General features: G+C 42.3%; 22 protein-coding genes and 1 pseudogene. 9 read left to right on the top strand and 14 right to left on the bottom strand.

The features are described from left to right. Positions 1 to 14: 14 nt before the first annotated feature. The 9 genes from atpA to TOL9009_RS0136145 form a co-directional block, all read right to left on the bottom strand. Entirely contained in the window at positions 15 to 1,535 is a 1,521-nt protein-coding gene (gene atpA / locus TOL9009_RS0136105; protein ID WP_029638424.1) for a F0F1 ATP synthase subunit alpha, read from the bottom strand. A 174-nt stretch (positions 1,536 to 1,709) separates the two neighbouring features. Beyond that, positions 1,710 to 2,264 carry an ATP synthase F1 subunit delta gene (atpH, locus tag TOL9009_RS0136110; protein WP_029638426.1) on the bottom strand — a complete coding sequence of 185 codons (555 nt, stop codon included), beginning with the start codon at positions 2,262 to 2,264 and terminating at the stop codon, positions 1,710 to 1,712. 2 nt (positions 2,265 to 2,266) lie between these two features. Further along, a complete protein-coding gene (locus TOL9009_RS0136115; protein ID WP_029638428.1) occupies positions 2,267 to 2,821 on the bottom strand; it encodes a F0F1 ATP synthase subunit B in 555 nt (184 codons plus the stop codon). 305 nt (positions 2,822 to 3,126) lie between these two features. Then, complete coding sequence (locus TOL9009_RS0136120) at positions 3,127 to 3,561, bottom strand: F0F1 ATP synthase subunit B' (protein ID WP_029638430.1); 435 nt, start codon at positions 3,559 to 3,561, stop codon at positions 3,127 to 3,129. Between the two features lie 213 nt (positions 3,562 to 3,774). Further along, complete coding sequence (gene atpE, locus TOL9009_RS0136125; protein ID WP_029638432.1) at positions 3,775 to 4,020, bottom strand: ATP synthase F0 subunit C; 246 nt, start codon at positions 4,018 to 4,020, stop codon at positions 3,775 to 3,777. 87 nt (positions 4,021 to 4,107) lie between these two features. Further along, complete coding sequence (gene atpB / locus TOL9009_RS0136130) at positions 4,108 to 4,869, bottom strand: F0F1 ATP synthase subunit A (RefSeq protein WP_186227776.1); 762 nt, start codon at positions 4,867 to 4,869, stop codon at positions 4,108 to 4,110. A gap of 60 nt (positions 4,870 to 4,929) precedes the next feature. Next, positions 4,930 to 5,373 carry an ATP synthase subunit I gene (locus TOL9009_RS0136135; protein ID WP_029638435.1) on the bottom strand — a complete coding sequence of 148 codons (444 nt, stop codon included), beginning with the start codon at positions 5,371 to 5,373 and terminating at the stop codon, positions 4,930 to 4,932. Positions 5,374 to 5,555: 182 nt separating this feature from the next. After that, on the bottom strand, positions 5,556 to 6,734 hold the full coding sequence (locus TOL9009_RS0136140; RefSeq protein WP_029638437.1) for a class I SAM-dependent methyltransferase: 1,179 nt from the start codon (positions 6,732 to 6,734) through the stop codon (positions 5,556 to 5,558). 218 nt (positions 6,735 to 6,952) lie between these two features. Then, complete coding sequence (locus TOL9009_RS0136145; protein WP_029638439.1) at positions 6,953 to 7,483, bottom strand: hypothetical protein; 531 nt, start codon at positions 7,481 to 7,483, stop codon at positions 6,953 to 6,955. Positions 7,484 to 8,522: 1,039 nt separating this feature from the next. Between TOL9009_RS0136145 and TOL9009_RS0136150 the strand changes: the two genes are divergently transcribed. The 5 genes from TOL9009_RS0136150 (at position 8,523) to TOL9009_RS0136165 (ending at position 13,808) form a co-directional block, all read left to right on the top strand. Further along, positions 8,523 to 11,924, top strand: a complete 3,402-nt coding sequence (locus TOL9009_RS0136150) for a phycobilisome rod-core linker polypeptide (protein ID WP_029638441.1) — start codon at positions 8,523 to 8,525, stop codon at positions 11,922 to 11,924. Positions 11,925 to 12,119: 195 nt separating this feature from the next. Beyond that, positions 12,120 to 12,356, top strand: a complete 237-nt coding sequence (locus tag TOL9009_RS46655; protein WP_144238470.1) for a hypothetical protein — start codon at positions 12,120 to 12,122, stop codon at positions 12,354 to 12,356. Beyond that, a complete protein-coding gene (gene apcA / locus TOL9009_RS0136155) occupies positions 12,322 to 12,807 on the top strand; it encodes an allophycocyanin subunit alpha (RefSeq protein WP_029638443.1) in 486 nt (161 codons plus the stop codon). The genes TOL9009_RS46655 and apcA overlap by 35 nt, the downstream gene beginning before the upstream one ends. A gap of 65 nt (positions 12,808 to 12,872) precedes the next feature. Next, positions 12,873 to 13,358 carry an allophycocyanin subunit beta gene (gene apcB, locus TOL9009_RS0136160; protein WP_029638445.1) on the top strand — a complete coding sequence of 162 codons (486 nt, stop codon included), beginning with the start codon at positions 12,873 to 12,875 and terminating at the stop codon, positions 13,356 to 13,358. 246 nt (positions 13,359 to 13,604) lie between these two features. Continuing rightward, positions 13,605 to 13,808 carry a phycobilisome linker polypeptide gene (locus TOL9009_RS0136165; RefSeq protein ID WP_029638447.1) on the top strand — a complete coding sequence of 68 codons (204 nt, stop codon included), beginning with the start codon at positions 13,605 to 13,607 and terminating at the stop codon, positions 13,806 to 13,808. 435 nt (positions 13,809 to 14,243) lie between these two features. Here TOL9009_RS0136165 and TOL9009_RS0136170 read toward each other — a convergent pair whose 3' ends face one another. Next, positions 14,244 to 15,245, bottom strand: a complete 1,002-nt coding sequence (locus TOL9009_RS0136170; protein ID WP_242055514.1) for a hypothetical protein — start codon at positions 15,243 to 15,245, stop codon at positions 14,244 to 14,246. A gap of 478 nt (positions 15,246 to 15,723) precedes the next feature. Between TOL9009_RS0136170 and TOL9009_RS0136175 the strand changes: the two genes are divergently transcribed. From TOL9009_RS0136175 to TOL9009_RS0136190, 4 genes are all read left to right on the top strand, one after another. Continuing rightward, on the top strand, positions 15,724 to 16,485 hold the full coding sequence (locus TOL9009_RS0136175; RefSeq protein ID WP_199341480.1) for a class I SAM-dependent methyltransferase: 762 nt from the start codon (positions 15,724 to 15,726) through the stop codon (positions 16,483 to 16,485). Continuing rightward, entirely contained in the window at positions 16,482 to 17,213 is a 732-nt protein-coding gene (locus TOL9009_RS0136180; RefSeq protein ID WP_029638453.1) for a TenA family transcriptional regulator, read from the top strand. Before TOL9009_RS0136175 ends, TOL9009_RS0136180 begins: the two co-directional genes overlap by 4 nt. A 196-nt stretch (positions 17,214 to 17,409) precedes the next feature. Beyond that, positions 17,410 to 17,961, top strand: a complete 552-nt coding sequence (locus tag TOL9009_RS0136185; protein ID WP_029638455.1) for a heme NO-binding domain-containing protein — start codon at positions 17,410 to 17,412, stop codon at positions 17,959 to 17,961. 11 nt (positions 17,962 to 17,972) lie between these two features. Further along, a complete protein-coding gene (locus TOL9009_RS0136190; protein ID WP_029638457.1) occupies positions 17,973 to 19,421 on the top strand; it encodes an ATP-binding protein in 1,449 nt (482 codons plus the stop codon). A 71-nt stretch (positions 19,422 to 19,492) separates the two neighbouring features. Here the strand turns inward: TOL9009_RS0136190 and TOL9009_RS41690 are convergent. The 4 genes and pseudogenes from TOL9009_RS41690 to TOL9009_RS48225 form a co-directional block, all read right to left on the bottom strand. Next, a pseudogene (locus tag TOL9009_RS41690) lies at positions 19,493 to 19,765 on the bottom strand (hypothetical protein). Positions 19,766 to 19,936: 171 nt separating this feature from the next. Further along, positions 19,937 to 20,299, bottom strand: a complete 363-nt coding sequence (locus TOL9009_RS0136200) for a type II toxin-antitoxin system PemK/MazF family toxin (RefSeq protein WP_029638460.1) — start codon at positions 20,297 to 20,299, stop codon at positions 19,937 to 19,939. Further along, entirely contained in the window at positions 20,289 to 20,507 is a 219-nt protein-coding gene (locus TOL9009_RS0136205; protein ID WP_029638462.1) for a hypothetical protein, read from the bottom strand. Before TOL9009_RS0136205 ends, TOL9009_RS0136200 begins: the two co-directional genes overlap by 11 nt. A gap of 263 nt (positions 20,508 to 20,770) precedes the next feature. Beyond that, positions 20,771 to 20,926 carry a hypothetical protein gene (locus TOL9009_RS48225; protein ID WP_186227777.1) on the bottom strand — a complete coding sequence of 52 codons (156 nt, stop codon included), beginning with the start codon at positions 20,924 to 20,926 and terminating at the stop codon, positions 20,771 to 20,773. Positions 20,927 to 21,140 lie beyond the last annotated feature (214 nt).

Raw genomic sequence — 21,140 nt, forward strand, 5'->3', positions numbered from 1 at the left:
TGACTCTTGACTAATTACACTGTTGCCAAGAAAGTCTTCTTGTACTCGGTAAGTGCTTCTTTCAAAGCAGTTTCCTCAGCGTCACCTAATACTTTCTGAGTTTGCACTGCTTGGCTGTATTGAGGTTTGCTGCCCTTTAAGTATTCCCGCAGACCTTTGGTGAAGTTTGTAATTTGAGTTACGGGAATTTCATCCAAGTAGCCGTTAATACCAGCATACAGAATTGCCACTTGCTCGTATACAGACAGTGGTGAATTTTGGGGCTGCTTCAGAAGTTCGCGCAAACGCTGACCGCGTGCTAGTTGGTCTTGGGTGGTTTTATCTAAGTCAGAAGCAAATTGCGCGAAGGCTTGTAAGTCGTCAAACTGCGCCAATTCTAACTTGATTTTACCGGCAACTTTTTTCATTGCCTTGGTTTGAGCGGCAGAACCTACGCGGGATACTGAAATACCGGGGTTTACTGCTGGACGGATACCTGAGTTAAACAAGTCAGAGGAAAGGAATATCTGACCGTCGGTGATGGAAATTACGTTGGTGGGGATGTAAGCAGATACGTCACCAGCTTGAGTTTCGATGATTGGTAGGGCAGTCATGCTGCCTTTGCCCAATTCATCGCTGAGTTTAGCTGCTCTTTCCAACAAGCGGGAGTGGATGTAGAATACATCTCCAGGATACGCTTCCCGTCCGGGTGGACGACGCAACAGCAAGGACATTTGACGATAAGCTTGAGCCTGCTTGGACAAGTCATCGTAAATTACTAAGGTTGCTTTGCCTTTGTACATGAAGTACTCAGCCATTGTTGCCCCAGTGTAGGGAGCCAAGTATTGTAGGGTAGCTGGTTCACTGGCACTAGCAGCAACTACGATGGTGTAGTCCATTGCGCCTTTTTCTTGCAATGTTTGCACCACGTTAGCGACGGTGGAAGCTTTTTGACCGATCGCTACATAAACACAAATTACATCTTCTTCTTTTTGGTTGATGATTGTGTCAATGGCGATCGCAGTTTTTCCGGTTTGGCGATCGCCGATAATTAATTCGCGCTGACCCCGACCGATGGGAATCATCGAATCGATTGCGGTGATACCGGTTTGCATCGGTTCGTGTACCGAACGACGCTCAATAATACCAGGTGCGGGAGATTCAATCAAACGAGTTTCTGTAGTCTTGATTTCTCCCTTACCATCAATGGGACGACCGAGAGCGTCAACAACTCGTCCAACCATTGCTTCACCCACCGGCACCTGAGCAATTCTACCAGTGGCGGTTACGGAGCTACCTTCTTGAATCTGGCGACCTTCACCCATCAACACCGCACCCACGTTGTCTTCTTCTAAGTTTTGGGCGATGCCGATTGTGCCGTCTTCAAATTCTAATAGTTCCCCAGCCATAGCCTTTTCTAGACCATAAATCCGGGCAATACCGTCACCTACTTGCAGGACAGTACCAACGTTAGCAACTTTGACATCTTGGTCGTATTGCTCGATTTGTTTCTGAATAATGCTGCTGATTTCGTCAGGTCTGATGTTAATAGCCATGTATCTATCTTTATTTGGGAGACTGAGAAAGTAGTTAGTGGTTAGTGGTTAGTAGTTAGTAGTTAGTGGTTAGTAGTTATTATGATTCTTTCAACTAACAACTAACAATTTATTAGTGGTTAGTAGTTTATGACTCTTTCAACTAACAACTAACAACCAACAAATAACAACTTCTTAAGAGCCACTTAAGCGTAAGGAAAGACGGCGTAACTGACTACGCAAACTAGCGTCAATTACTTGAGAGCCAACTTTGATGATTACACCACCAATCAAGTCGGGGTCTATTTTTGTTTCTAGTTCGACCTGATGAGCGTTAGTCATGGCGATGACTTTTTCTCGTATTGCTTGTTCTTGCTCTTGGGAAAGAGGAACGGCAGAGCTTATTTCTGCTAAGACAGTTTGATTTTTCTGTCTGAGAAGCGTTATATACTGCTCGCAAATTGGTTCTAGCAATAAAATGCGGCGTCTATCTACCAGCAGCATCAAGAAATTGCGTAAGTTTGAATTAGTGCTTTCGCCAACGATTTCGTTGATGACTGCCTTTTTTTTGTCAGCTTCAATAAAGGGGTTGCCGATAAAGCCTTGCAATTGTGATGAATTTTGCAATAAATTCAGCAAAGAACGTACATCTTCGCCGAATTCTTCTGTCTGGTTTTTTGACTCGGCTACTGACATTAATGCCTCTGCATAAGGCTGGGCGATTTCGGCTATTGCTATGTCGCTTTTCATTTCTAGCCTCCCACCTGCGCGATGCTGCGGTCAATTAATGTTTGTTGAACGTCGTCGGCAATGCCACTCCGCAGATCGGATTCGACTTTTTGCAATGCTAAAGCGCTTACTCGTTGACGCAGTTGGGCGATCGCTCGATCTCTTTCTGTGTTTAAATCAGCTGCGGCTGTTTGTTTCAAGCGTTCTACGTCTTGCGCTGCCTTTGCCAAGATTGCTTCTCGCGCTGATAAAGCATTCTCTTCGGCTGCGGTGCGGATGCGTTGTGCTTCTACTTGCGCTTGAGTTAATTGCTCTTGCACTTTTGAAAGGGCAATTTGTGCCTCTTTTAAACGCGCTTCGGCTCCTTGAATTTCGGTTTCAATATTTATCCGCCGCTCGTTCAGGATATTGGTTAAAACTTTACGTCCAAAGTAAAATAGTATGCCAATTAGAAGCGCTAAGTTAATTAGATTGGTTTCAAAAATGTCTAGATTTAGACCGAAACCACCTTCGCCTTCTGCCTCTGAGTGAACAGCGGCTTCTGCGGCAAGTAATATGAAAGTCCCCATGTTAGCCATTTACACGCTCGCTGCTCGCTTGCTAATTAATTTGATTTTTCCCCTTGGGGGAAAAAGTGCCTTTCTTACATCTTGCTCGGACACCCGACAAAGGTGTTCCCTTGCGCGTGCATTCGCCCTTGGCGTTCCCGAAGGGTAGCCTGCTCGCTTCAGGCTAAAAAGTCTAATTTTCGCACGTCCCTACCAACCGAAGCGGACTTAGTACACGCAATGCCGGAGGGCGACTTAAGCGCCCTCCTGAGACTTTTGTCGAGATGCGCGTATACTTTCAACGCAACCAATGTTATAATCTGGAGGATATTAGTCTATCTAACCAGACTTGTTGGTCCCAACAGTTTTTCTAGAATTTGCCTGCTGAGGGCATCAACTTGTTGCTCTAAGGAACGCATTGCTTCTTGCTTTTGCTGCTCGATTTCCACAGATGCTTGTTCGCGTTGAGCTTGAGCTTCTTTTTGCGCTTCAGCAATTTTGACTGCGGTAATTTTCTTCGCTTCAGCTTGAGCGGCTTCCAGAGTAGCTTGCGATTGCCTGCGGGCATCTGCTAGCTGTTGTTCATATTCTTTAGTTAAGCGCTCGGCTTTTGCCAAACGTTCACTTGCTTCAAGGTTATTCGTCCGGATGTAATTATCGCGATCGTCTAGTACCTTGGTCAGTGGCTTGTAGAAAATGACATTCAACAAAGCTGCTAGCAGCAAAAATTGCAATGCCATCAAGGGCAAGGTAGCATCGAAATCAAACATTTCTCTCCTATGCGGGTTGGAATAGCACTCTTTTATGGCTAGCTAATTCATCCAACCTTTGATATTCTACAGACCCCATAGCCAACGAGGGTCAACTTACATGGAAACGACGTGGAAAGCCTAGATGTCAGCTGTAGAGACGGTTGGAGGAGTAGCAACACAGTGCTGCCTTTACATCGTTCACGTCTCTACACTAACAACTATTTTTAGGTCTTAAGCAAATGGGTTAGCAAACAGTAGCACTAGAGCAATAACCAGACCGTAGATAGTCAGGGATTCCATGAATGCTAAGGTTAACAGCAATGTACCGCGAATTTTTCCTTCTGCTTCTGGTTGACGCGCAATACCTTCTACTGCTTGACCTGCGGCATTTCCTTGACCGATACCAGGTCCAATTGCAGCTAAACCAATTGCTAGAGCAGCAGCGATAACGGAAGCAGCAGCAACTAATGGATCCATTTTGATTTTCCTTACTTTGAGAACAGAATGAACAATTTTCGGTTTTAGATTTTGAACAAAATCTAAAATTACATCAACTGAGAAGCTTTAATGCTCCTCATGCCCTTCATCACCGTGACCTGCTATTGCTTCGTGAATGTATGCTCCTGCTAAGGTAGCAAATACCAGCGCTTGAATGGCACTGGTAAATAAACCTAGAGCCATAACGGGCAAAGGTACAAACAGAGGAACCAATAGAACTAGCACACCTACTACCAATTCATCCGCCAAAATATTGCCAAATAGACGGAAGCTTAGGGAGAGAGGCTTGGTGAAGTCTTCGAGAATAGCGATCGGCAATAAAATCGGTGTCGGCTCTATATACTTCTTAAAGTAGCCTAAACCTCTTTTGCTAAATCCGGCGTAAAAATACGCTAAAGAAGTTAGCAATGCCAATGCGACAGTCGTATTGATATCATTTGTCGGTGCTGCCAATTCACCCGAAGGCAGTTTGATTAACTTCCAGGGAATTAAAGCACCCGACCAATTCGACACGAAGATAAACAAAAATAGTGTGCCAATAAAGGGCACCCAAGGACGGTAGTCTTTCTCACCAAGTTGGTTTTTCGCCAAGTCCCGAATAAATTCTAGGGCATATTCCATCAAATTTTGGATGCCTTTAGGAATTCTCTTGGCGTTGGTAGTAGCAGCGATGGAAGCTATGGCAAGAATACCAATCACAAACCATGAGGTGAGAAAAACTTGCCCGTGAATTTTCAGATTGCCCAATTGCCAGTAGAGGTGATGACCTACTTCCAATTTGGCGAGGGGAAAAGAATTAAAGGCGTTTAAGACACTAAGCATGTGCATTCTTCAAGATTTTTCCCCAAAAAGCGAGGATTGGAGATATTGTCTTTGTGAGCCTGACGTTTAAGAATCAGGAATAAACGCAGTTTGCACCGTATAGACGATGAGCGTGGCTTTGTAGGTGAGAAATCCCAAGAATATTGGCAGGACATGTAAATCGTGCCATTGAGTCGCAACTACCATCAAGCCAATAAATAGAGCAAAACGATTTTTGCTCAAACTGTTTTTTTCGCTACCTAGCCGCTCAACGTCTCTAGCCAACAATTTTAAGTAAACCACACCCGCACACGCCCCTATCAAATAATTTAGGGCAATGTTTAGGGAATAAAAAATCCAGACTGAGATAAAAATAATCCCCGTCAACAGGAGTGTGATTCTCAACAACTTCTGAAAGAGTTGATAAAACTCTTCCATAGAAGAAACGCCCGGTTCTGTGTCTTCAAAACCAGATTGAGCATCTTGTCGTGTTGTCGGCGTGGGGTTAATCGATTCGTCTGACAAGCTCACAGGAAGCAGAAACCAGTACAGCTAATTATGTTGACTGCACATTCAGTCAGATGAATCATATCACGCTTGGGTAACATTACTTTAGGAAAAAACAATTAACTTCTTGTTTGGGCATTGGGCATTGGGCATTGGGCATTGGGGGACAAGGAGGAATTTCCCCCTTGTTCCCTTGTGAAGACAGTCTACCTTGGTGTCAAGATTATTACCTGCTGCTGGAGGAGCGATCGCACCCCCTCTATCCCCAACTCTACACCCTGTAAAATATCTCTCACCGTCGCTTTCACGTCACAATGAAGCAAAAACTCAAATTCGCTTACCGACAAGTTGATAATTTGATAATCGTAGTTAAAAATACACTGACTCGGAAACCCATTAATACAAGGATTAAGTTCGGGAATCGCTGCCAACAAAGCATCATCGGCTGACCAATCCGCTTTGACTGTTGGAGGACGACCGAGAAAAAACTCGTAATGGGTAACTTCTGGATCTAGTAATTCTATCAGACGATAAACATCGCGATCGCTCAACTTACCTGCTCGTTCAATCAATTCTGGTGCTTTGTTCAAAAGTCTTTCTAACTGCCAAAATCCCGGATTAGAAAAGTTAATAAACTCCAACCCCGAAGCATCAATTAATTCAAACAGCGTCTCAATGTTGTAGTCAATCTCTTGGGGATGGACATACATATCGGCAAAGCATTCGTCTCGTTGGTTTTCCATTGCCCAACGTTGTTTCTCGTACTTGACAAGTCTATTGTTTTCTGGTAAAGATGAAAATAATTGTCGCCCGACTTGGACGCCATCGCGATAATCGCCGCGCTTGTCACCTTGAAGAAGTGCGATCGCCTTTTGCATAAGTTGAATTTCCCAGCGTCCCAACTCACCATAGACGAAGACGTGCATCAAGCCACCTGGGGCTAATTTCTTCGCCAAAGCTTGAATACCGCGAATTGGGTCGCTTAAATGGTGTAACACCCCAACGCAGTTAATCAAATCAAACTCACCCGGAAGTTGTTCCACATCGTACAGACTAAGGTGATGAAATTCGACTCTGTTTGCTCCAGAACGTTTGCAGCGCTCTTTTGCAACGTCCAAAGCGCCGGCACTTAAGTCAATTCCCACAACTTGCGCTTGTGGGTTGAGATGCACCAAATATTCAGTACTTACCCCCGTACCGCAGCCAGCATCTAAAATGCGGATATCTTCCTTTTGGGGTTTTTGTCCGGTGCAGAAATTGTATGCAGCTAACCAATTCCAGCGCCAATTGTAGCCTGGAGGTGGTTCATCTAGCAGCGGTTCTGGGGGGAAGGGGTAGGTATTGTAGAGTTTGGCAACAGCAGCGCTAACGGTTTGATCGGACATTTTTGGAGCAGTATGGCAGCATTTTTGAGTATAGCGGACGACTGAAGTCGCGGCTACACGAACGAAGTCCGCCTTCGCGGACTAATAGTTTAAAAGCCTGACACCCTTAAGGGTGCGGCTACACGAACAAAGTCCGTCTTCGCGGACTTAATGTCTGAAAGCCTGGGTCGGCAGGCTTTGTTGGTATAGCCCCAGGCTTCCAGCCTGCGGGATGTTTATCAAAGGTCACATTGATGGGTTTGGCAAAATTTAGCGTTATTAATTTCACTCTGCAAATTATTCAAAGAAATTATTTGTAAATTAGTCCCATTCTGAACCGCAGCAGTGATGTAAGCGAATTTTTGTCCGCGTTGAAAGGTGTCTCTACCAACTTTGGCGACAGAGCGAGAATTACGAAAGTCGTTGGCAATTTCTGAATTATAAATATTTTGCAGCAGTTTGATGCCCTTAGCATTATTAATGGTAAATTTTATGCTGGGGTCATCGCTGACTGTTATTCCTTCTTTAGTTACAATTCCATTTTGGGAAGTAGCATTTACATAAAAGTATAAATTACCCTTGCGACCTTCATAACCATGCGCTTCGCTGCTATATTTTAGCGCTGATAGTTGAGGTCTGGTTTTTGCCCACTTGAGGACGGTGTTAATATTTTGTCCTGGTAGGGCATTTGCAGGGGCAATAGTTAAGGCGATCGCACAAACGGATAAAGCAACAGTAGATAATAAGTTAAATTTATGACGAGCGGGCATCGGTTTTCCCTGTGTGGAAGATAAGAATTATAGTTTAGGCGATCGCTAGATTATATTAGTGATTGCAGTCACACGGTATCTTGAATATTTCAAGGTTGTACAACAGATATATTCTGTGTCAACCTGAAGGCAAGATTCGTGTTTGGTTTTGATAAGCCATCAGCGGAAGTGTATGTCCACATCAAAGCTAAAGTGAACAAAGCAGCGTGGAAGAGTAAGTAAAATTTATTACGCATAAATATAAGTTTTTTTATAAGTGAACGTTGATATATACAGCTTCACTCACTTCTATTTCGCAATAAGTCGGGAAATTTATTTTTGGGCGATCGCTCTCGTGCGTTGCCTCAATAAAGCTGCAAAATATCAATCATTTTTTGGCAAGTATCAGAAATGCTGTACCAGTCCACGCGCTAAAATAAAGCGCCACACGACGCGATAACGGGAGACTAATAAAGTTTCAGGTAATTAAGTTAGGAGGAAGAGAGAATCCGGATGTAAAGACGTTCCGGCGGAACGTCTCTACAAGGATTTTAGTATTATGTAAAATTATTTTCATACTCGGATTCAGCAACGCCCAAATAAAATATAGTAGTTCTCATTTGAGTTAAATACATAGAACGCATCGATTTTGTCACCAGGAACTAAAAATCACCACTCTTCATAGTCCGCGTTGGCGGACTTCGTTCGTATAGCCGCGACTTCCAGTCGTCAGCCACTAACCGACACAAAACTGGGGACTTCGTTCGTATAGCCGCGACTTCCAGTCGTCAGGCACTAACCGATACAAAACTTAGGATTTTTCTCACCGACGCCTCCCATCCACTTGCCCAACCAGACGCTTGTAGATTACAGATTGATACACTTCTTAATAAATCAGCCTGGATGACGCAAAACGTTCTAATCTAAAAGCTGAACTGGGTTAAATTTTTTTGGCAGTTTTGAAGGTGGCACGGAACTCCATGACCACACCGATGTGTCAAGCTGCTAACGAACCCAGGCTTAACACATAAATAATTATGATGGGAGTTTTACTAATCCGATGAGTGTTAAGGCAAGTGGTGGAAGCTCAGTTGCGCGTCCGCAACTATATCAAACTTTAGCTTTGTCAACAATTACCCAAGCGGAACAGCAAGACCGCTTTTTGGGAACCGGCGAACTAAACGAACTCGAAAGCTATTTTGCATCTGGTGCAAAGCGTTTAGAAATTGCCCAGACGCTCACGGACAATTCTGAGATTATAGTCTCACGAGCCGCCAACCGAATTTTTGTTGGTGGTTCGCCAATGGCTTTCTTGGAAAAGCTCAAAGAACCAGAATTGGCAACAGTCGCTTCTGGGGGAATGGACGTTAGAGAGGGAATGAAATTAGGAACCGTAACCTACGTGGAAACTCGTGGTGGGTTCTTAGAAAACTTACGTTCAATTTTTAACTCCTCTCCTAGTGGTGGTGCAACACCTCCTGGTTTTAGACCAATCAACATTTCCCGTTATGGTCCTAGCAACATGGCTAAGAGCTTACGGGATTTGTCGTGGTTTCTGCGCTATGCAACTTATGCGATCGTTGCAGGCGACCCGAATATCATATCCGTGAATACACGGGGACTCCGGGAAATCATTGAAAACGCTTGTTCCGGTGAAGCGACACTCGTTGCTTTACAGGAAATCAAACTAGGCTCGCTTTCCTTTTTCCGCAAGGATGCTGAGGCAACAGATATTGTGACTCAGTACATGGATGTTTTGCTGAACGAATTCAAAGCACCCACTCCATCAAATAAACTGCGTCAACGTTCTTCGAGTGACCAACAAGGGTTAGAACTGCCCCAAATTTACTTTAATGCGGCAGAGCGTAGACCCAAGTTTGTGATGAAGACTGGATTAAGCGCAGGTGAAAAAATTGAAGTCATCAAAGCGGCTTATCGGCAAATCTTTGAGCGTGACATTACCCGTGCTTACAGTCAGTCGATATCTAACCTGGAATCTCAGGTGAAGAACGGTACAATCTCTATGAAAGAGTTTGTTCGTCGCCTTGGCAAATCTCCCCTTTACCAAAAACAGTTTTATCAGCCTTTTATCAACAGCCGCGCTTTAGAATTGGCATTTCGTCACTTCCTCGGACGCGGACCAAGTAGTCGGGAAGAAGTACAAAATTACTTCTCGATTATTTCCAATGGCGGTTTATCTGCTTTAGTCGATGCCTTGGTAGATTCTCAGGAATATTCTGACTACTTTGGAGAAGAAACAGTACCATACCTGCGCGGTCTGGGTCAAGAAGCTCAAGAATGCCGCAACTGGGGACCTCAGCAAGACCTGTTAAATTACAGTGCGCCTTTCCGGAAAGTACCTCAGTTTATCACGACATTCGCTGACTACGAACAGCCACTACCAGATCAACACGTTTACGGTTCTGGTAACGATCCGCTGGAAATTCAATTTGGAGCGATTTTCCCGAAAGAAACTCGCAACCCCAGCACTCGTCCGGCGCCTTTTGGCAAAGATACCAAGCGGATTTTGATTCACAATGGTCCGGGTATTTCTAACCAAAATAGCAACCCGAAAGCGCGTGGTGAATTCCCAGGTTCCTTGGGTCCAAAAATCTTCCGGTTAGATCAGCTACCGGGCACACGAGGGAGAAAAGCAGCAACAGGTGTCAGTGTCAAATACTCGGAAAGCTCCACCCAAGCACTAATTAAAGGTGCTTATCTGCAAGTTTTCGGTCGCGATGTTTACGAAGGTCAACGACTGAAAGTAGCAGAAATTAAGCTAGAAAACGGTGAAATTTCTGTAAGGGAATTTGTTCGCGCTTTGGCGAAGTCGGATCTGTTCCGGAAAATGTACTGGACTTCGCTTTATGTATGTAAAGCGATCGAGTACATCCACCGCCGCTTGTTGGGTCGTCCTACCTACGGTCGTCAAGAAAACAATAAGTACTTCGATATTTGTTCTAAGAAGGGCTTCTACGCGCTTGTAGATGCGATTCTTGACAGTCCGGAGTACAGTGAGGCGTTTGGTGAAGATACAGTTCCTTACGAACGTTATTTGACTCCTCAAGGTGTATCGCTGCGACAACTACGCGTTGGTAGCATTCGCGAAGACGTCGTAGTTAACAGAGTTGACAAGGAAGAAATGCCGCGCTTTGTGGAACTTGGTGCTGTCACTCAAGAACGGTCAGAACCGGATATTCAGTCTCGGATTAACCAAGGTGTTAGTAAGAAGCGCGAACAAACGAAAATCTTCAAGCAGGTTGCTGGTACTAACGACAAAGTTGCCGTTAAAACTTTGATCAACGCTGCCTACCGTCAGGTTTTCGAGCGCGATATTGCTCCATACATCGTGAAAAACGAGTTTACGGTGTTAGAAAGCAAACTAGGTAACGGGGAAATTAACGTTAAGGAATTCATTGAAGGCTTAGGTAGTTCAAGTCTATACCAAAAAGAGTTCTACGCGCCTTATCCCAACACCAAAGTAATTGAACTGGGAACCAAGCACTTCTTAGGTCGTGCGCCATTAGATCAGGCGGAAATACGCAAGTATAACCAGATACTGGCTAGTGAAGGGCTGCGTGCCTTTATTGGGGCGATGGTGAACAGTGCCGAGTATCTGCAAGCCTTTGGTGAAGACGTGGTGCCTTATAACCGCTTCTTAACATTGCCAGCGGCTAATTATCCGAACTCTCAGAAATTGTACAACCAGCTCACCAAGCAAAACGATGATGTGGTTGTCCCCAGCTTTGATACAGTGCAGCCGCATATGGATGTGGCGAAAATGCCGCTTTTGAGCAAGGCGATCGCAGATTTGGCATCGAAAACTCGCGACATCGACAAAACCAAACCGCTGTTTATCGAACTCGGTCGTTCTTTCAACGATGGTCGCGGACAGTCGGTGGAAGTTGGTGTTGGTACAACTCAGCGCAAACCAGCACGTATTTACCGCATGACTGTAGGCTCAGGTCAAGCAGAAATGCAGCAGGTGATGGACGCGATTTACTGTCAGGTAATGGATGTATTTAGCGGACAGGTTCCTAGTTACTTCCGCCGTTCTGACTTAGACAGCAAACTGCGAAACGGGGAAATTACCGTCCGCGAGTTTGTGCGCGATCTGGCTAGTTCAGAAATCTATCGCAAACGCTTCTATACGCCTTATCCCAATACCAAAGTGATTGAGTTCCTATTCCGTCACATATTGGGACGCGCACCAGCTACTCAGGCAGAAATACGCACTTACAACAAGCTGCTAGCTGACGGTGGTTTAAAAGCTGCTGTAGAGGTGATGGTGGAAAGCCCAGAATACGCTCGTTACTTTGGTGAAGATGTCGTGCCTTACAACCGCTTCCCATCTCTACCTGCGGGGAACTACCTCGGTAGCGTCCAAGCGGCTGCGGACTTGGTGAAACAATCCTGGTCTAGCTTGTCACCGTCTGTGTTGACCGGCGGACGTGCTAGGTAGCGATCGCGCTTCGTCAATAGTCAATAGTCAATAGTCAACAGTCAATAGTGAAAAACCTTTGACCTTTGACTTTGGACTATTGACTCTAGACAGCCTCACAACCCTCCGCAACAAAGCTTTCAGATTGTCTGTGCGACTGCAAATCTGAAAATAAATATTACAAAGTGTTAAGAGCAGTCATAGTTGCTCAACATAATGCCCGAAAATATTTTGCGGAAGGTATCTGAGTTTTACGGCTTGTGTAGTTCTATTTGCCCAAGTCAACTCGAAATTCCTAGCACAACACAAACAGTTTTGCAAGTGTTGTATCTAAGAAAACGAGAAAAACTCAATCAATCCAAAAAGTCGCACCAGTTTAATCAAATTCTGGTTTCATTAGTATTGGAGGAATCCATTAATGAGTATCGTCACGAAAGCTATCGTGAATGCTGATGCAGAAGCTCGCTACCTCAGCCCTGGCGAACTAGATCGTATCAAGAGCTTTGTTACAAATGGTGAGCGTCGTCTTCGCATCGCTCAAGTTTTGACAGACAACCGCGAGCGGATTGTTAAGCAAGCTGGTGACCAACTGTTCCAAAAGCGTCCTGATGTTGTATCTCCTGGTGGCAACGCTTACGGTCAAGAAATGACTGCTACTTGCCTGCGTGACCTGGATTACTACCTTCGCCTCATCACCTACGGAGTTGTTTCTGGTGATGTAACCCCCATCGAAGAAATCGGTGTTGTGGGTGTTCGCGAAATGTACAAGTCCTTGGGAACTCCCATTGACGCTGTTGCTTCAGGCGTAACCGCAATGAAGAATGCATCTGCATCTCTGTTGTCAAGTGAAGATGCTAGTGAAGCTGGCGGTTACTTCGACTACCTAGTCGGTGCAATGCAATAGCTTGAACTTGTTTCTCTGTGGAAACAGAACAATTGCAATACGGTTGGAAATAAGGAATTAACAACATGCAAGACGCAATTACCGCTGTCATTAACTCTTCAGACGTTCAAGGTAAGTACCTCGATACCTCTGCTTTAGAGAAATTAAAAGGCTACTTCTCAACTGGTGAACTACGCGTTCGTGCTGCTAGCAGCATCAGCGCTAATGCTTCGGCGATCGTCAAAGAAGCTGTAGCAAAAGCCTTGTTGTACTCTGACATCACCCGTCCAGGTGGCAACATGTACACCACCCGTCGCTATGCTGCTTGCATCCGCGATTTGGACTACTACTTACGTTATTCTACCTACGCTATGTTGGCTGGAGATTCTTCCATCCTTGATGAGCGCGTGTTGAATGGCTTGAAAGAAACCTACAATTCTTTGGGTGTACCCGTTGGTGCAACCGTACAAGCTATCCAAGCAATGAAAGAAGTAACTGCTAGCTTAGTAGGTCCCGATGCCGGTAAGGAAATGGGCGTTTACTTCGACTATATCTCTAGCGGCTTAAGCTAAGAGCTAGTCAGCACTTAAGAATTTAGGTGCGGCTTAATTAAGGTCTGGAAATCAATCGTGAGTGCTAGAAAGTTATGTCGCTTGTCTTTTTAAATTTAAATATTTGGAGTGATGAGTGTTAGCTGTCTAGTATTGATGATTGATTTCCAGCCTTGGAGTGATTAATTTAAAGATTTCTGTAAAAGATACACTCCCATTTTTTTGACATAAAAAAGTTTTCACGATAAATACAGGAGATTTAACCCGATGCGGATGTTTAAAGTTACCGCTTGTGTTCCCAGTCAAACTCGCATTCGCACTCAACGCGAACTGCAAAACACCTATTTCACCAAGTTGGTTCCTTATGACAACTGGTTTCGCGAACAGCAGCGCATTATGAAAATGGGCGGCAAAATCGTCAAGGTGGAGCTAGCAACTGGCAAGCAAGGCACCAATACTGGGTTACTGTAATTCCTACCCATATAACAAAAATTATTGTAGGGAGTTGCAAAGAGGTCAAAGATGACCTCTTTTTTGTTGCTTGAAAGTCCTCAGGCGATGAAAGCCTGGGGCGTTGCGTGTACAAAGTCCGCCAAGGCGTAGGCTTTCATCGCTTCTCGGTTGCGTGCAATACGTGGTATAGAGACTTCGTGCGATCGCATCTTTACATTCGCGTCTCTACATTTATTTTTTGAACATGTATATGATTCAGGCGATTTCAAGTTATGTTAAATGCTTATCTAGTAGCCAATTTGACGACTTATATTATGTCCTGATAATTAACATTAATAAAAATATCGCAACCTTTGTAGAGACGTTCCGCCGGAACGTCTAAACAAAAGTAAGTAATTTGCCGGACATAATATTACGTAGGGCTTGCGATATGACCTCACCGATAGTCTGACTTCAATCAAACATCTTTACAAGGCGATAGCCACGAGTATATAAAGGAACAGGAGCGACAACATTCTGCTTTTGCCTAGCCTGCTCAACAGTTTCATCAAAGATTATTAGCGTCTGGTGACCAACCTTCAGCCATTCTTCATAAGGCACGCTCATATCTTCTTCAACACCACCGACACTTGCTGGTATCATTGCTCGGTAAGCTTGGTTGAATTTTCGGCGGAACCGGAAATCTACGGAAATTCTCAGACCTTCGGCTTTGCGTCTTACTGTTTGGTGCAGTCCACGGGCATCGTTAAAGTACATCGTACCCTGTTGTAGTTGCACTTCCGTATAGGAGACAACCATTGGAATATCTCCACCCTCATCAAAGTCGGACATCACCCGCATAGCCTGTAGTTCCATTTCGCGAGGCATTTCACCGGCTTCAATGGTAATGTTGTCGATATCGCCAAATAGTGGCAGCACCACTACTATGGCATCAGCGGGAACACCTGCCCAGACATCACTATGGCACTTTGAACTGGCAAAGGGCAAACGCGTCTTTTCTATGTCAGTTTTGCCATAGACCATACGAAGATTTACTGGTAAATCCACTGCATCGATTAAGTCATTTGCTCCGAGTTGGCAGAAAGCCTCAGCAACACTTTTTTGAAAAAGGTTAAATGCCAGAGTGTGTTCCCGCTTTGGCATTAATAAGCCAGTACCAGTATAGTTAGGCAAACTATTTCTAGCTTCCAGCAGTCGATTAAGCATTTCATCTTCTGAAAGAATTATGGGACTATTCAAACATGCTGAAATATACCCCGCAGCAGCGACTTGGATTTGTTGGAATAACTCAGGTTTTAATCTGTGTTCAAATAGCAATCGATGCTGCCGCTTTGTAGCAATTTTATCTGCAAGCTCATCAAATAGTTGATCGCCAAGCTGAGAAAATGCGATCGCACGCTCATATTCCAACTCATCACACAGTGGCAAGCCTACTAAAAGTCCTTCCATCATCATCCTTCCTGAAATTTTTCTAAAAATGAATAAAATAATTGGCTAAGAACTCATGCACTCAAAGTTAATCCGTTTTTACAACGTATACTTGTATTAAAAATTAGCAGTATTATTCTTTTTTTGCTTCGTTAAATATACTACTTCTCCATTTTTATTGAGTACAAGACATATTTATAAAATACGATTTAATTAGAGTTGTTTAATTAAACTATATATAAATGAAGTAGTAATAAAATTCATGTAAACTCAAATTTATGATAAATCATTTATATATTAATAAAGAATTAAATTTAGTCTAATTCATTTGATTATTTTATTCTAAACCTAGACTGGAACTGAATAACAAGCAAATAGACAAAAATAAGTAAAAACAACATTAGCAACAAAATAATCAAATGTTATAACTTAAATAGTTCAACATTTAAGCTTTGTTTACATCAAAAAAAGCAAATTAAAACCTAAATAAATAAAAATATCAATTTTGAAGAATAAAAACTCAACCAAAAGCCTATATAATCGCACAGCATCAGAGTGGGTTAGAACAGAACCCAGTTCGCTCTCAGACTTTACGGCACGCCCTTTTGTATTAGAGCTTTGTCAGCCTGTTACTGGTTTGCGAGTTCTTGACTTAGGTTGTGGTGAAGGTTATTGCAGTCGAGAGTTACGCCGACACGGGGCTGCACAAGTGCAAGGAATTGACCTTTCCCAAAGCATGATTGAAGCGGCACAGATGCAAGAAGTAGAAGACACGCTAGGTATTGACTACGAAGTGGGATGTGCTACTAACCTCAAGCAGTTTGGCGATCGCGAAATAGACCTAGTTGTTGCAGTTTTTCTATTCAACTATTTGACAACGCAACAGACTCAGCAATGTATGGCTGAAGTCGCACGCATTCTCCGTCCTGGTGGTCGATTTGTGTTCAGCGTTCCGCATCCATCCTTTCCATACATGCGACAGCCAGCATATCCATTCTATTTTCAAGTAGAGGGTACAGGCTACTTCAGCAAGCGAGATCAGCAGTTTTCTGGTCGTATTTGGAAACGAGATGGTTCCTGGCTAAATATCCAATTAGTTCACAAAACCTTTGAGGATTATTTTGATGCGCTCAAAAGTGCTGGCTTTAATACAATGCCAATCTTACAGGAATTACGGGTGACTCCAGAACATATTGCACTGGATGAGACATTCTTTAGTCCTTTAGTTGATATACCGCTTCATCTAGCTATACAGGTATCACGATGAAAAATATTTCTTCTTGTTGTAAGCATTCTTTAACTGAAATAACGGATCACCATTCTCTTTGGAATCATGAATTCTTAACTCGCTGTCGTATAGGTGATTTATCTCTGCGAGAAGTACAGATCCTAGCTGTTCAGATGTACAAATTCTCTAAAGAATTTAATCGTATTCTCGCTAGTATTTTGTCTTGCTGCCAAGATGAAAGTGCTCAGGTAGTTCTTTTAGAAAATCTGTTTGACGAAATGGGACAAGGAGATGTAAATCAAGCTCATCCAGAGTTGTTTCGTCGATTTACTCGCGCACTTGGTATCGACGATAACACTTTAGCCGCACTAGCCACTGCACCTGAAACTTCCGCTCTAATTGAAACCTACTTGAGGATACCCCATCAATACGGCTATCTATCTGCACTGGCTGCGGTTTGTTATGCTTCAGAAGGAATTGTTAGCTCTTTGTACACTCAACTTTATAAAGGAATTGTTGGTGTTACTCCTTTGCCCAAACAGTCGTTAATATTTTTTGAAGTCCATATTGATGTGGATGATAGTCATGCAGCCAAGCTAGCAGCAGTGATTGAACCTCGCATTACTATACCTGAAGATGAGATCAAGGTAAAACTCGCCATTGTTGAAGCAATGGATGCTCGTGTCCAATTCTTTAATGGTATTCAACGGCAAATTTCTGAGTCTAGCTTTTCTCTGCATTCACCATTATTAATGCAAACTAGGTAAAGTTAAATGTTGAAAATACGGATGCAACTATCCTGGGTTAAAGCATTAAAATAACAACAAGTTTACTTGAGTTTTTTCTTGTATAAAGCTGTAAGTAAACAAAGTTGACAATTTAAACAACCGCTATTAAGCATTAGATTGTTAAAAATTGATCAAATTTAAAAAATAGAATTGGGTGCATCAACAGGAGGCTTCTATGTATGGATTAGTAAACAAAGCGATTCAAGATATGGTATGTAATCGCTTTGGTGAAGAAACTTGGAAACAAATTAAGCAAAAAGCTGAAGTTGAAGAAGATATTTTCATCAGTATGGAAGGTTATCCCGACGACCTAACCCATAAGCTAGTAAAAGCTGCTAGTGTTGTCTTGGGTTTATCTTCCTCAAAGATTATGGAAGCCTTTGGAGAATTCTGGGTTGAGTATACAGCTCAAGAAGGCTACGGCGAAATGCTGGATATGAGTGGGGATACACTACCTGATTTTCTAGAAAATCTTGACAATCTTCATGCTCGCGTTGGAATTAGCTTTCCTAAGCTTACACCTCCATCGTTTGAGTGTAGTGAGATGAAGGAAGATTCTTTAAGCTTACACTATCGCTCTACTAGAGAGGGGCTTACTCCAATGATTGTTGGTCTAGTCAAGGGATTAGGAGCGAGGTTTGATACTGAAGTTGATGTTACCCAAACCCAGAGTCGGGATGATGGTGACGATCATGACGAATTTTTAGTCAAGTATAAACCCAACTGAGCGTTCCATACATGGTTCCTCCTCACCTAAGTCTTTCACCAGAATTATTTACCAAAGCTTTTCCCTTCCACTTTGTATTTAACCGCAGTCGAGAAATTATCCAAGCTGGTGATGTTTTAGAACGTCTAAGTCCTGAATCACTAGTTGGTAATCAAATTGAGCAGCATTTTCAGATTAATCGTCCAAACCTTATATTTGATTTTGATGCGATTCAAAAGCAGTCACGCTCGCTTTTTATATTAGAATTTCTCCACAATGGAATGTATCTCAAAGGTCAAATGATATATCAAGAAGAGCAGCAGGTAATATTTTTCCTGGGTTCTCCTTGGATTACTGACACAGCTAGCCTTGCTCCTCTTGGTATCAAACTTAAAGACTTTGCAATTCACGATCCAATAGCTGATTTCCTCTTTCTATTACAAGCAAAAAATACCGCTCTTGCTGATGCTGAAAAGTTAACAACAGAACTGACTCAGCAACGCGGAGAATTAAGAAAAGCGTTACAAATTAAGGAAAATATAACTGAAATTGCTCAAGCACAAGCTAAAAAACTAGAACAATCTCTCAGGGAATTACAGCAAACTCAATCCCAATTAATCCAAGCGGAGAAAATGTCCGGTTTGGGACAGTTGGTTGCGGGAGTGGCTCATGAAATTAATAACCCAGTTAACTTTATATACGGTAACTTGAGTTATCTTGACGATTATATTAATGATTTAATGCAACTTATACGTCTTTATCAGCAATTTTATTCTCATCCTGTAGCAGCAATTAAAGATTATATTGTAAAAATTGAGTTAGATTTTTTAATAGATGATTTGCCCAAAATTATAAAATCGATGAAAGTAGGAGCTGAACGAATCTCGGAAATTGTCTTATCTCTAAGAAACTTCTCTCGGCTTGATGAGGCAGAGATGAAAAAAGTTGATATTCATGAAGGGCTTGATAGTACTTTACTAATTTTACAGAATCGGTTTAAAGAAAAAGTTAATGGTGTTCCTCTTGAAGTAATCAAAAATTACGGTAATGTGCCTTTAGTGGAATGTTATGCAGGTCAACTTAATCAAGTATTTATGAATATTATCAGTAATGCAATTGATGCTTTTGAAAGTTCTAATAATAAACATAATTTATTAGAAATCAAAAATAATCCCCCCAAAATTACAATTACTACGGAAGTTATAGAAACAAATGTTGTTATCCGAATTGCTGATAATGGTTTGGGAATAAAAGAGTCAGTTAAAGAACGACTGTTCGATCCATTTTTTACAACTAAGCCTGTAGGCAAAGGTACGGGTTTGGGTTTATCTATAAGTTATCAGATTGTCGTTGACAAACATAAGGGAAAACTTAGGTGCGTCTCAGAACCTGGACAGGGAGCAGAGTTTTTCATCGAGATTCCCTTATCAATCAACCAAGCATATAATCGCGACAAATCACTCATAACTTACGTAGCATAGACGAAATAATCAGATTAAATCCCAATAAGCAGAAATTACAGTTGCGTGTCCATCCTTGACAATACCAGAAATCACTGTGAATCAGGCTCCAGAAAACCAGAGAAGGAAACAGCAACCTTATAACCGATGCGAAAACCGAAAAGTCGAGCGTATGGGTTCTTTTTACGCAATAAATGTGCTGATTCTATACCTGTTTTGTCAACTGCGTATTCACCTGTTTCTATGTCAATAATCACCATTTTACCGATATTTTCTTATGTTTTCACTTGTTGACGAATGCTGTTTTCGTATAGTTCTTTCGCACGTCGTCCAACTTCTTCGCGGCTTAAAAGTATGGTTTGCACGGCTTTGCTCCTTTGTTGTTACTGTGTATTAATTCTACTTGATTATCTATTGTGGCTTAAAACTGAATTTTCTATATCTGTCATCTTTGAGTTAAGCAACAAGACAAATAGCGATCGCGTGATTTTCTTTCTCTGACAAATGAATCAATTAGCGATTAAATAGTCAATTTATCAAAAATATTCGACTATCGCAGCAATAGCCGCAGCGATTTCCTCCATAATTTCAGTCGAACATTCTCCTATTTTACGGATGAATCTTTGCACATCCATACCGCGCAATTGTAAAACATCTACAGCAGAAGCTTTTGTCAAAGTATTCGTAGCATCTGGTTCAATTTTGACGTGCCAGATATTGCCAGCGTAATATTCCTTCCAGTCTGTGATTGGTGCAATTAACTTAATGGGTAATTTACCAACACCATCAGAACTTACTATCACAGCAGGTCTGACTTTTTTAATTTCTGCTCCCACTGTTGGGTCAAAATTAGCCAGCCAAATATCACCCCGTTTAGATCCAGCAGAGCTAATAATCAATCAAGTCTCCTGTCTGTAATTCTTGCCATCCTTTATCTTGCTGATAATGTCCTAACATTAACTTAGCTTGTTCTGCTAATATACATCGCCGTTCTTCTAAGGGCAATTTCATAAACTCACGACGGCTGATGTTTTGGAGTTTTACAGGTATTTCTGTTGTTTCTAACTGGGTGTTGTCTTTTTTAGTAGTGGATTTTGAAACTTCCATAAATTAACAGTATTTATGTTGATTCTATCTCAAGATAAATTATGTGCGATCGCCAGCTTTACACAGTTAACGGGACTTAAACAAAAATTAAACCCAAATGTAGCTCAATGTTGTCTCTTTCATGTTTAATTTATTTTAACGTGAAAGCTGTGCTGGTAAAGCATTATACTCTATTATTCTCATTTCTTTTGTTTAAGTCCTGCTAGAAAGCTTAATACAGCACCCTATCGCTTTAATCGAATACACGTAGAGACGTAGCACTGCTACGTCTCTACAGGGTTTTGGATTTTATATATGTACTTCCTAAGGAGTGAAATCTGCTGTATTTCCTCCTTGTTGCGTAAGTCCTGAAGTAATTCAACTTTGCGATCGCTCAAAATGCCAGCTTCAATCATCCACTTACCAACTATCACAGTCATGACGATTGATTCCTCCCAATAATTCTTTATATTCTCCCATTTTAAAAGCACTTCAAGTCTCAATACCGTTCAGTTAAGTATCAAAACCTGCTAGAGACGTAGCAATGTTACGTCTCTACAAAAAACCATTTTTAGTACCAATTCCTTAACTGAACCGTACAAAAAAATGATATAGCAATTAATACTCTACCATTTTTGAATTTGGCATTTAATT

The sequence above is a fragment of the [Scytonema hofmanni] UTEX 2349 genome (assembly GCF_000582685.1).
In the GTDB taxonomy this organism is placed as follows: domain Bacteria; phylum Cyanobacteriota; class Cyanobacteriia; order Cyanobacteriales; family Nostocaceae; genus Hassallia; species Hassallia hofmanni.

Coding starts and splice junctions, on each gene's coding strand:
- atpA (WP_029638424.1), bottom strand. CDS start 1,535: ATGGCTATTAACATCAGACCTGACGAAATCAGCAGCATTATTCAGAAA.
- atpH (WP_029638426.1), bottom strand. CDS start 2,264: ATGAAAAGCGACATAGCAATAGCCGAAATCGCCCAGCCTTATGCAGAG.
- TOL9009_RS0136115 (WP_029638428.1), bottom strand. CDS start 2,821: ATGGCTAACATGGGGACTTTCATATTACTTGCCGCAGAAGCCGCTGTT.
- TOL9009_RS0136120 (WP_029638430.1), bottom strand. CDS start 3,561: ATGTTTGATTTCGATGCTACCTTGCCCTTGATGGCATTGCAATTTTTG.
- atpE (WP_029638432.1), bottom strand. CDS start 4,020: ATGGATCCATTAGTTGCTGCTGCTTCCGTTATCGCTGCTGCTCTAGCA.
- atpB (WP_186227776.1), bottom strand. CDS start 4,869: ATGCACATGCTTAGTGTCTTAAACGCCTTTAATTCTTTTCCCCTCGCC.
- TOL9009_RS0136140 (WP_029638437.1), bottom strand. CDS start 6,734: ATGTCCGATCAAACCGTTAGCGCTGCTGTTGCCAAACTCTACAATACC.
- TOL9009_RS0136145 (WP_029638439.1), bottom strand. CDS start 7,483: ATGCCCGCTCGTCATAAATTTAACTTATTATCTACTGTTGCTTTATCC.
- TOL9009_RS0136150 (WP_029638441.1), top strand. CDS start 8,523: ATGAGTGTTAAGGCAAGTGGTGGAAGCTCAGTTGCGCGTCCGCAACTA.
- TOL9009_RS46655 (WP_144238470.1), top strand. CDS start 12,120: ATGCCCGAAAATATTTTGCGGAAGGTATCTGAGTTTTACGGCTTGTGT.
- apcA (WP_029638443.1), top strand. CDS start 12,322: ATGAGTATCGTCACGAAAGCTATCGTGAATGCTGATGCAGAAGCTCGC.
- apcB (WP_029638445.1), top strand. CDS start 12,873: ATGCAAGACGCAATTACCGCTGTCATTAACTCTTCAGACGTTCAAGGT.
- TOL9009_RS0136165 (WP_029638447.1), top strand. CDS start 13,605: ATGCGGATGTTTAAAGTTACCGCTTGTGTTCCCAGTCAAACTCGCATT.
- TOL9009_RS0136170 (WP_242055514.1), bottom strand. CDS start 15,245: ATGATGATGGAAGGACTTTTAGTAGGCTTGCCACTGTGTGATGAGTTG.
- TOL9009_RS0136180 (WP_029638453.1), top strand. CDS start 16,482: ATGAAAAATATTTCTTCTTGTTGTAAGCATTCTTTAACTGAAATAACG.
- TOL9009_RS0136185 (WP_029638455.1), top strand. CDS start 17,410: ATGTATGGATTAGTAAACAAAGCGATTCAAGATATGGTATGTAATCGC.
- TOL9009_RS0136190 (WP_029638457.1), top strand. CDS start 17,973: ATGGTTCCTCCTCACCTAAGTCTTTCACCAGAATTATTTACCAAAGCT.
- TOL9009_RS0136205 (WP_029638462.1), bottom strand. CDS start 20,507: ATGGAAGTTTCAAAATCCACTACTAAAAAAGACAACACCCAGTTAGAA.
- TOL9009_RS48225 (WP_186227777.1), bottom strand. CDS start 20,926: ATGACTGTGATAGTTGGTAAGTGGATGATTGAAGCTGGCATTTTGAGC.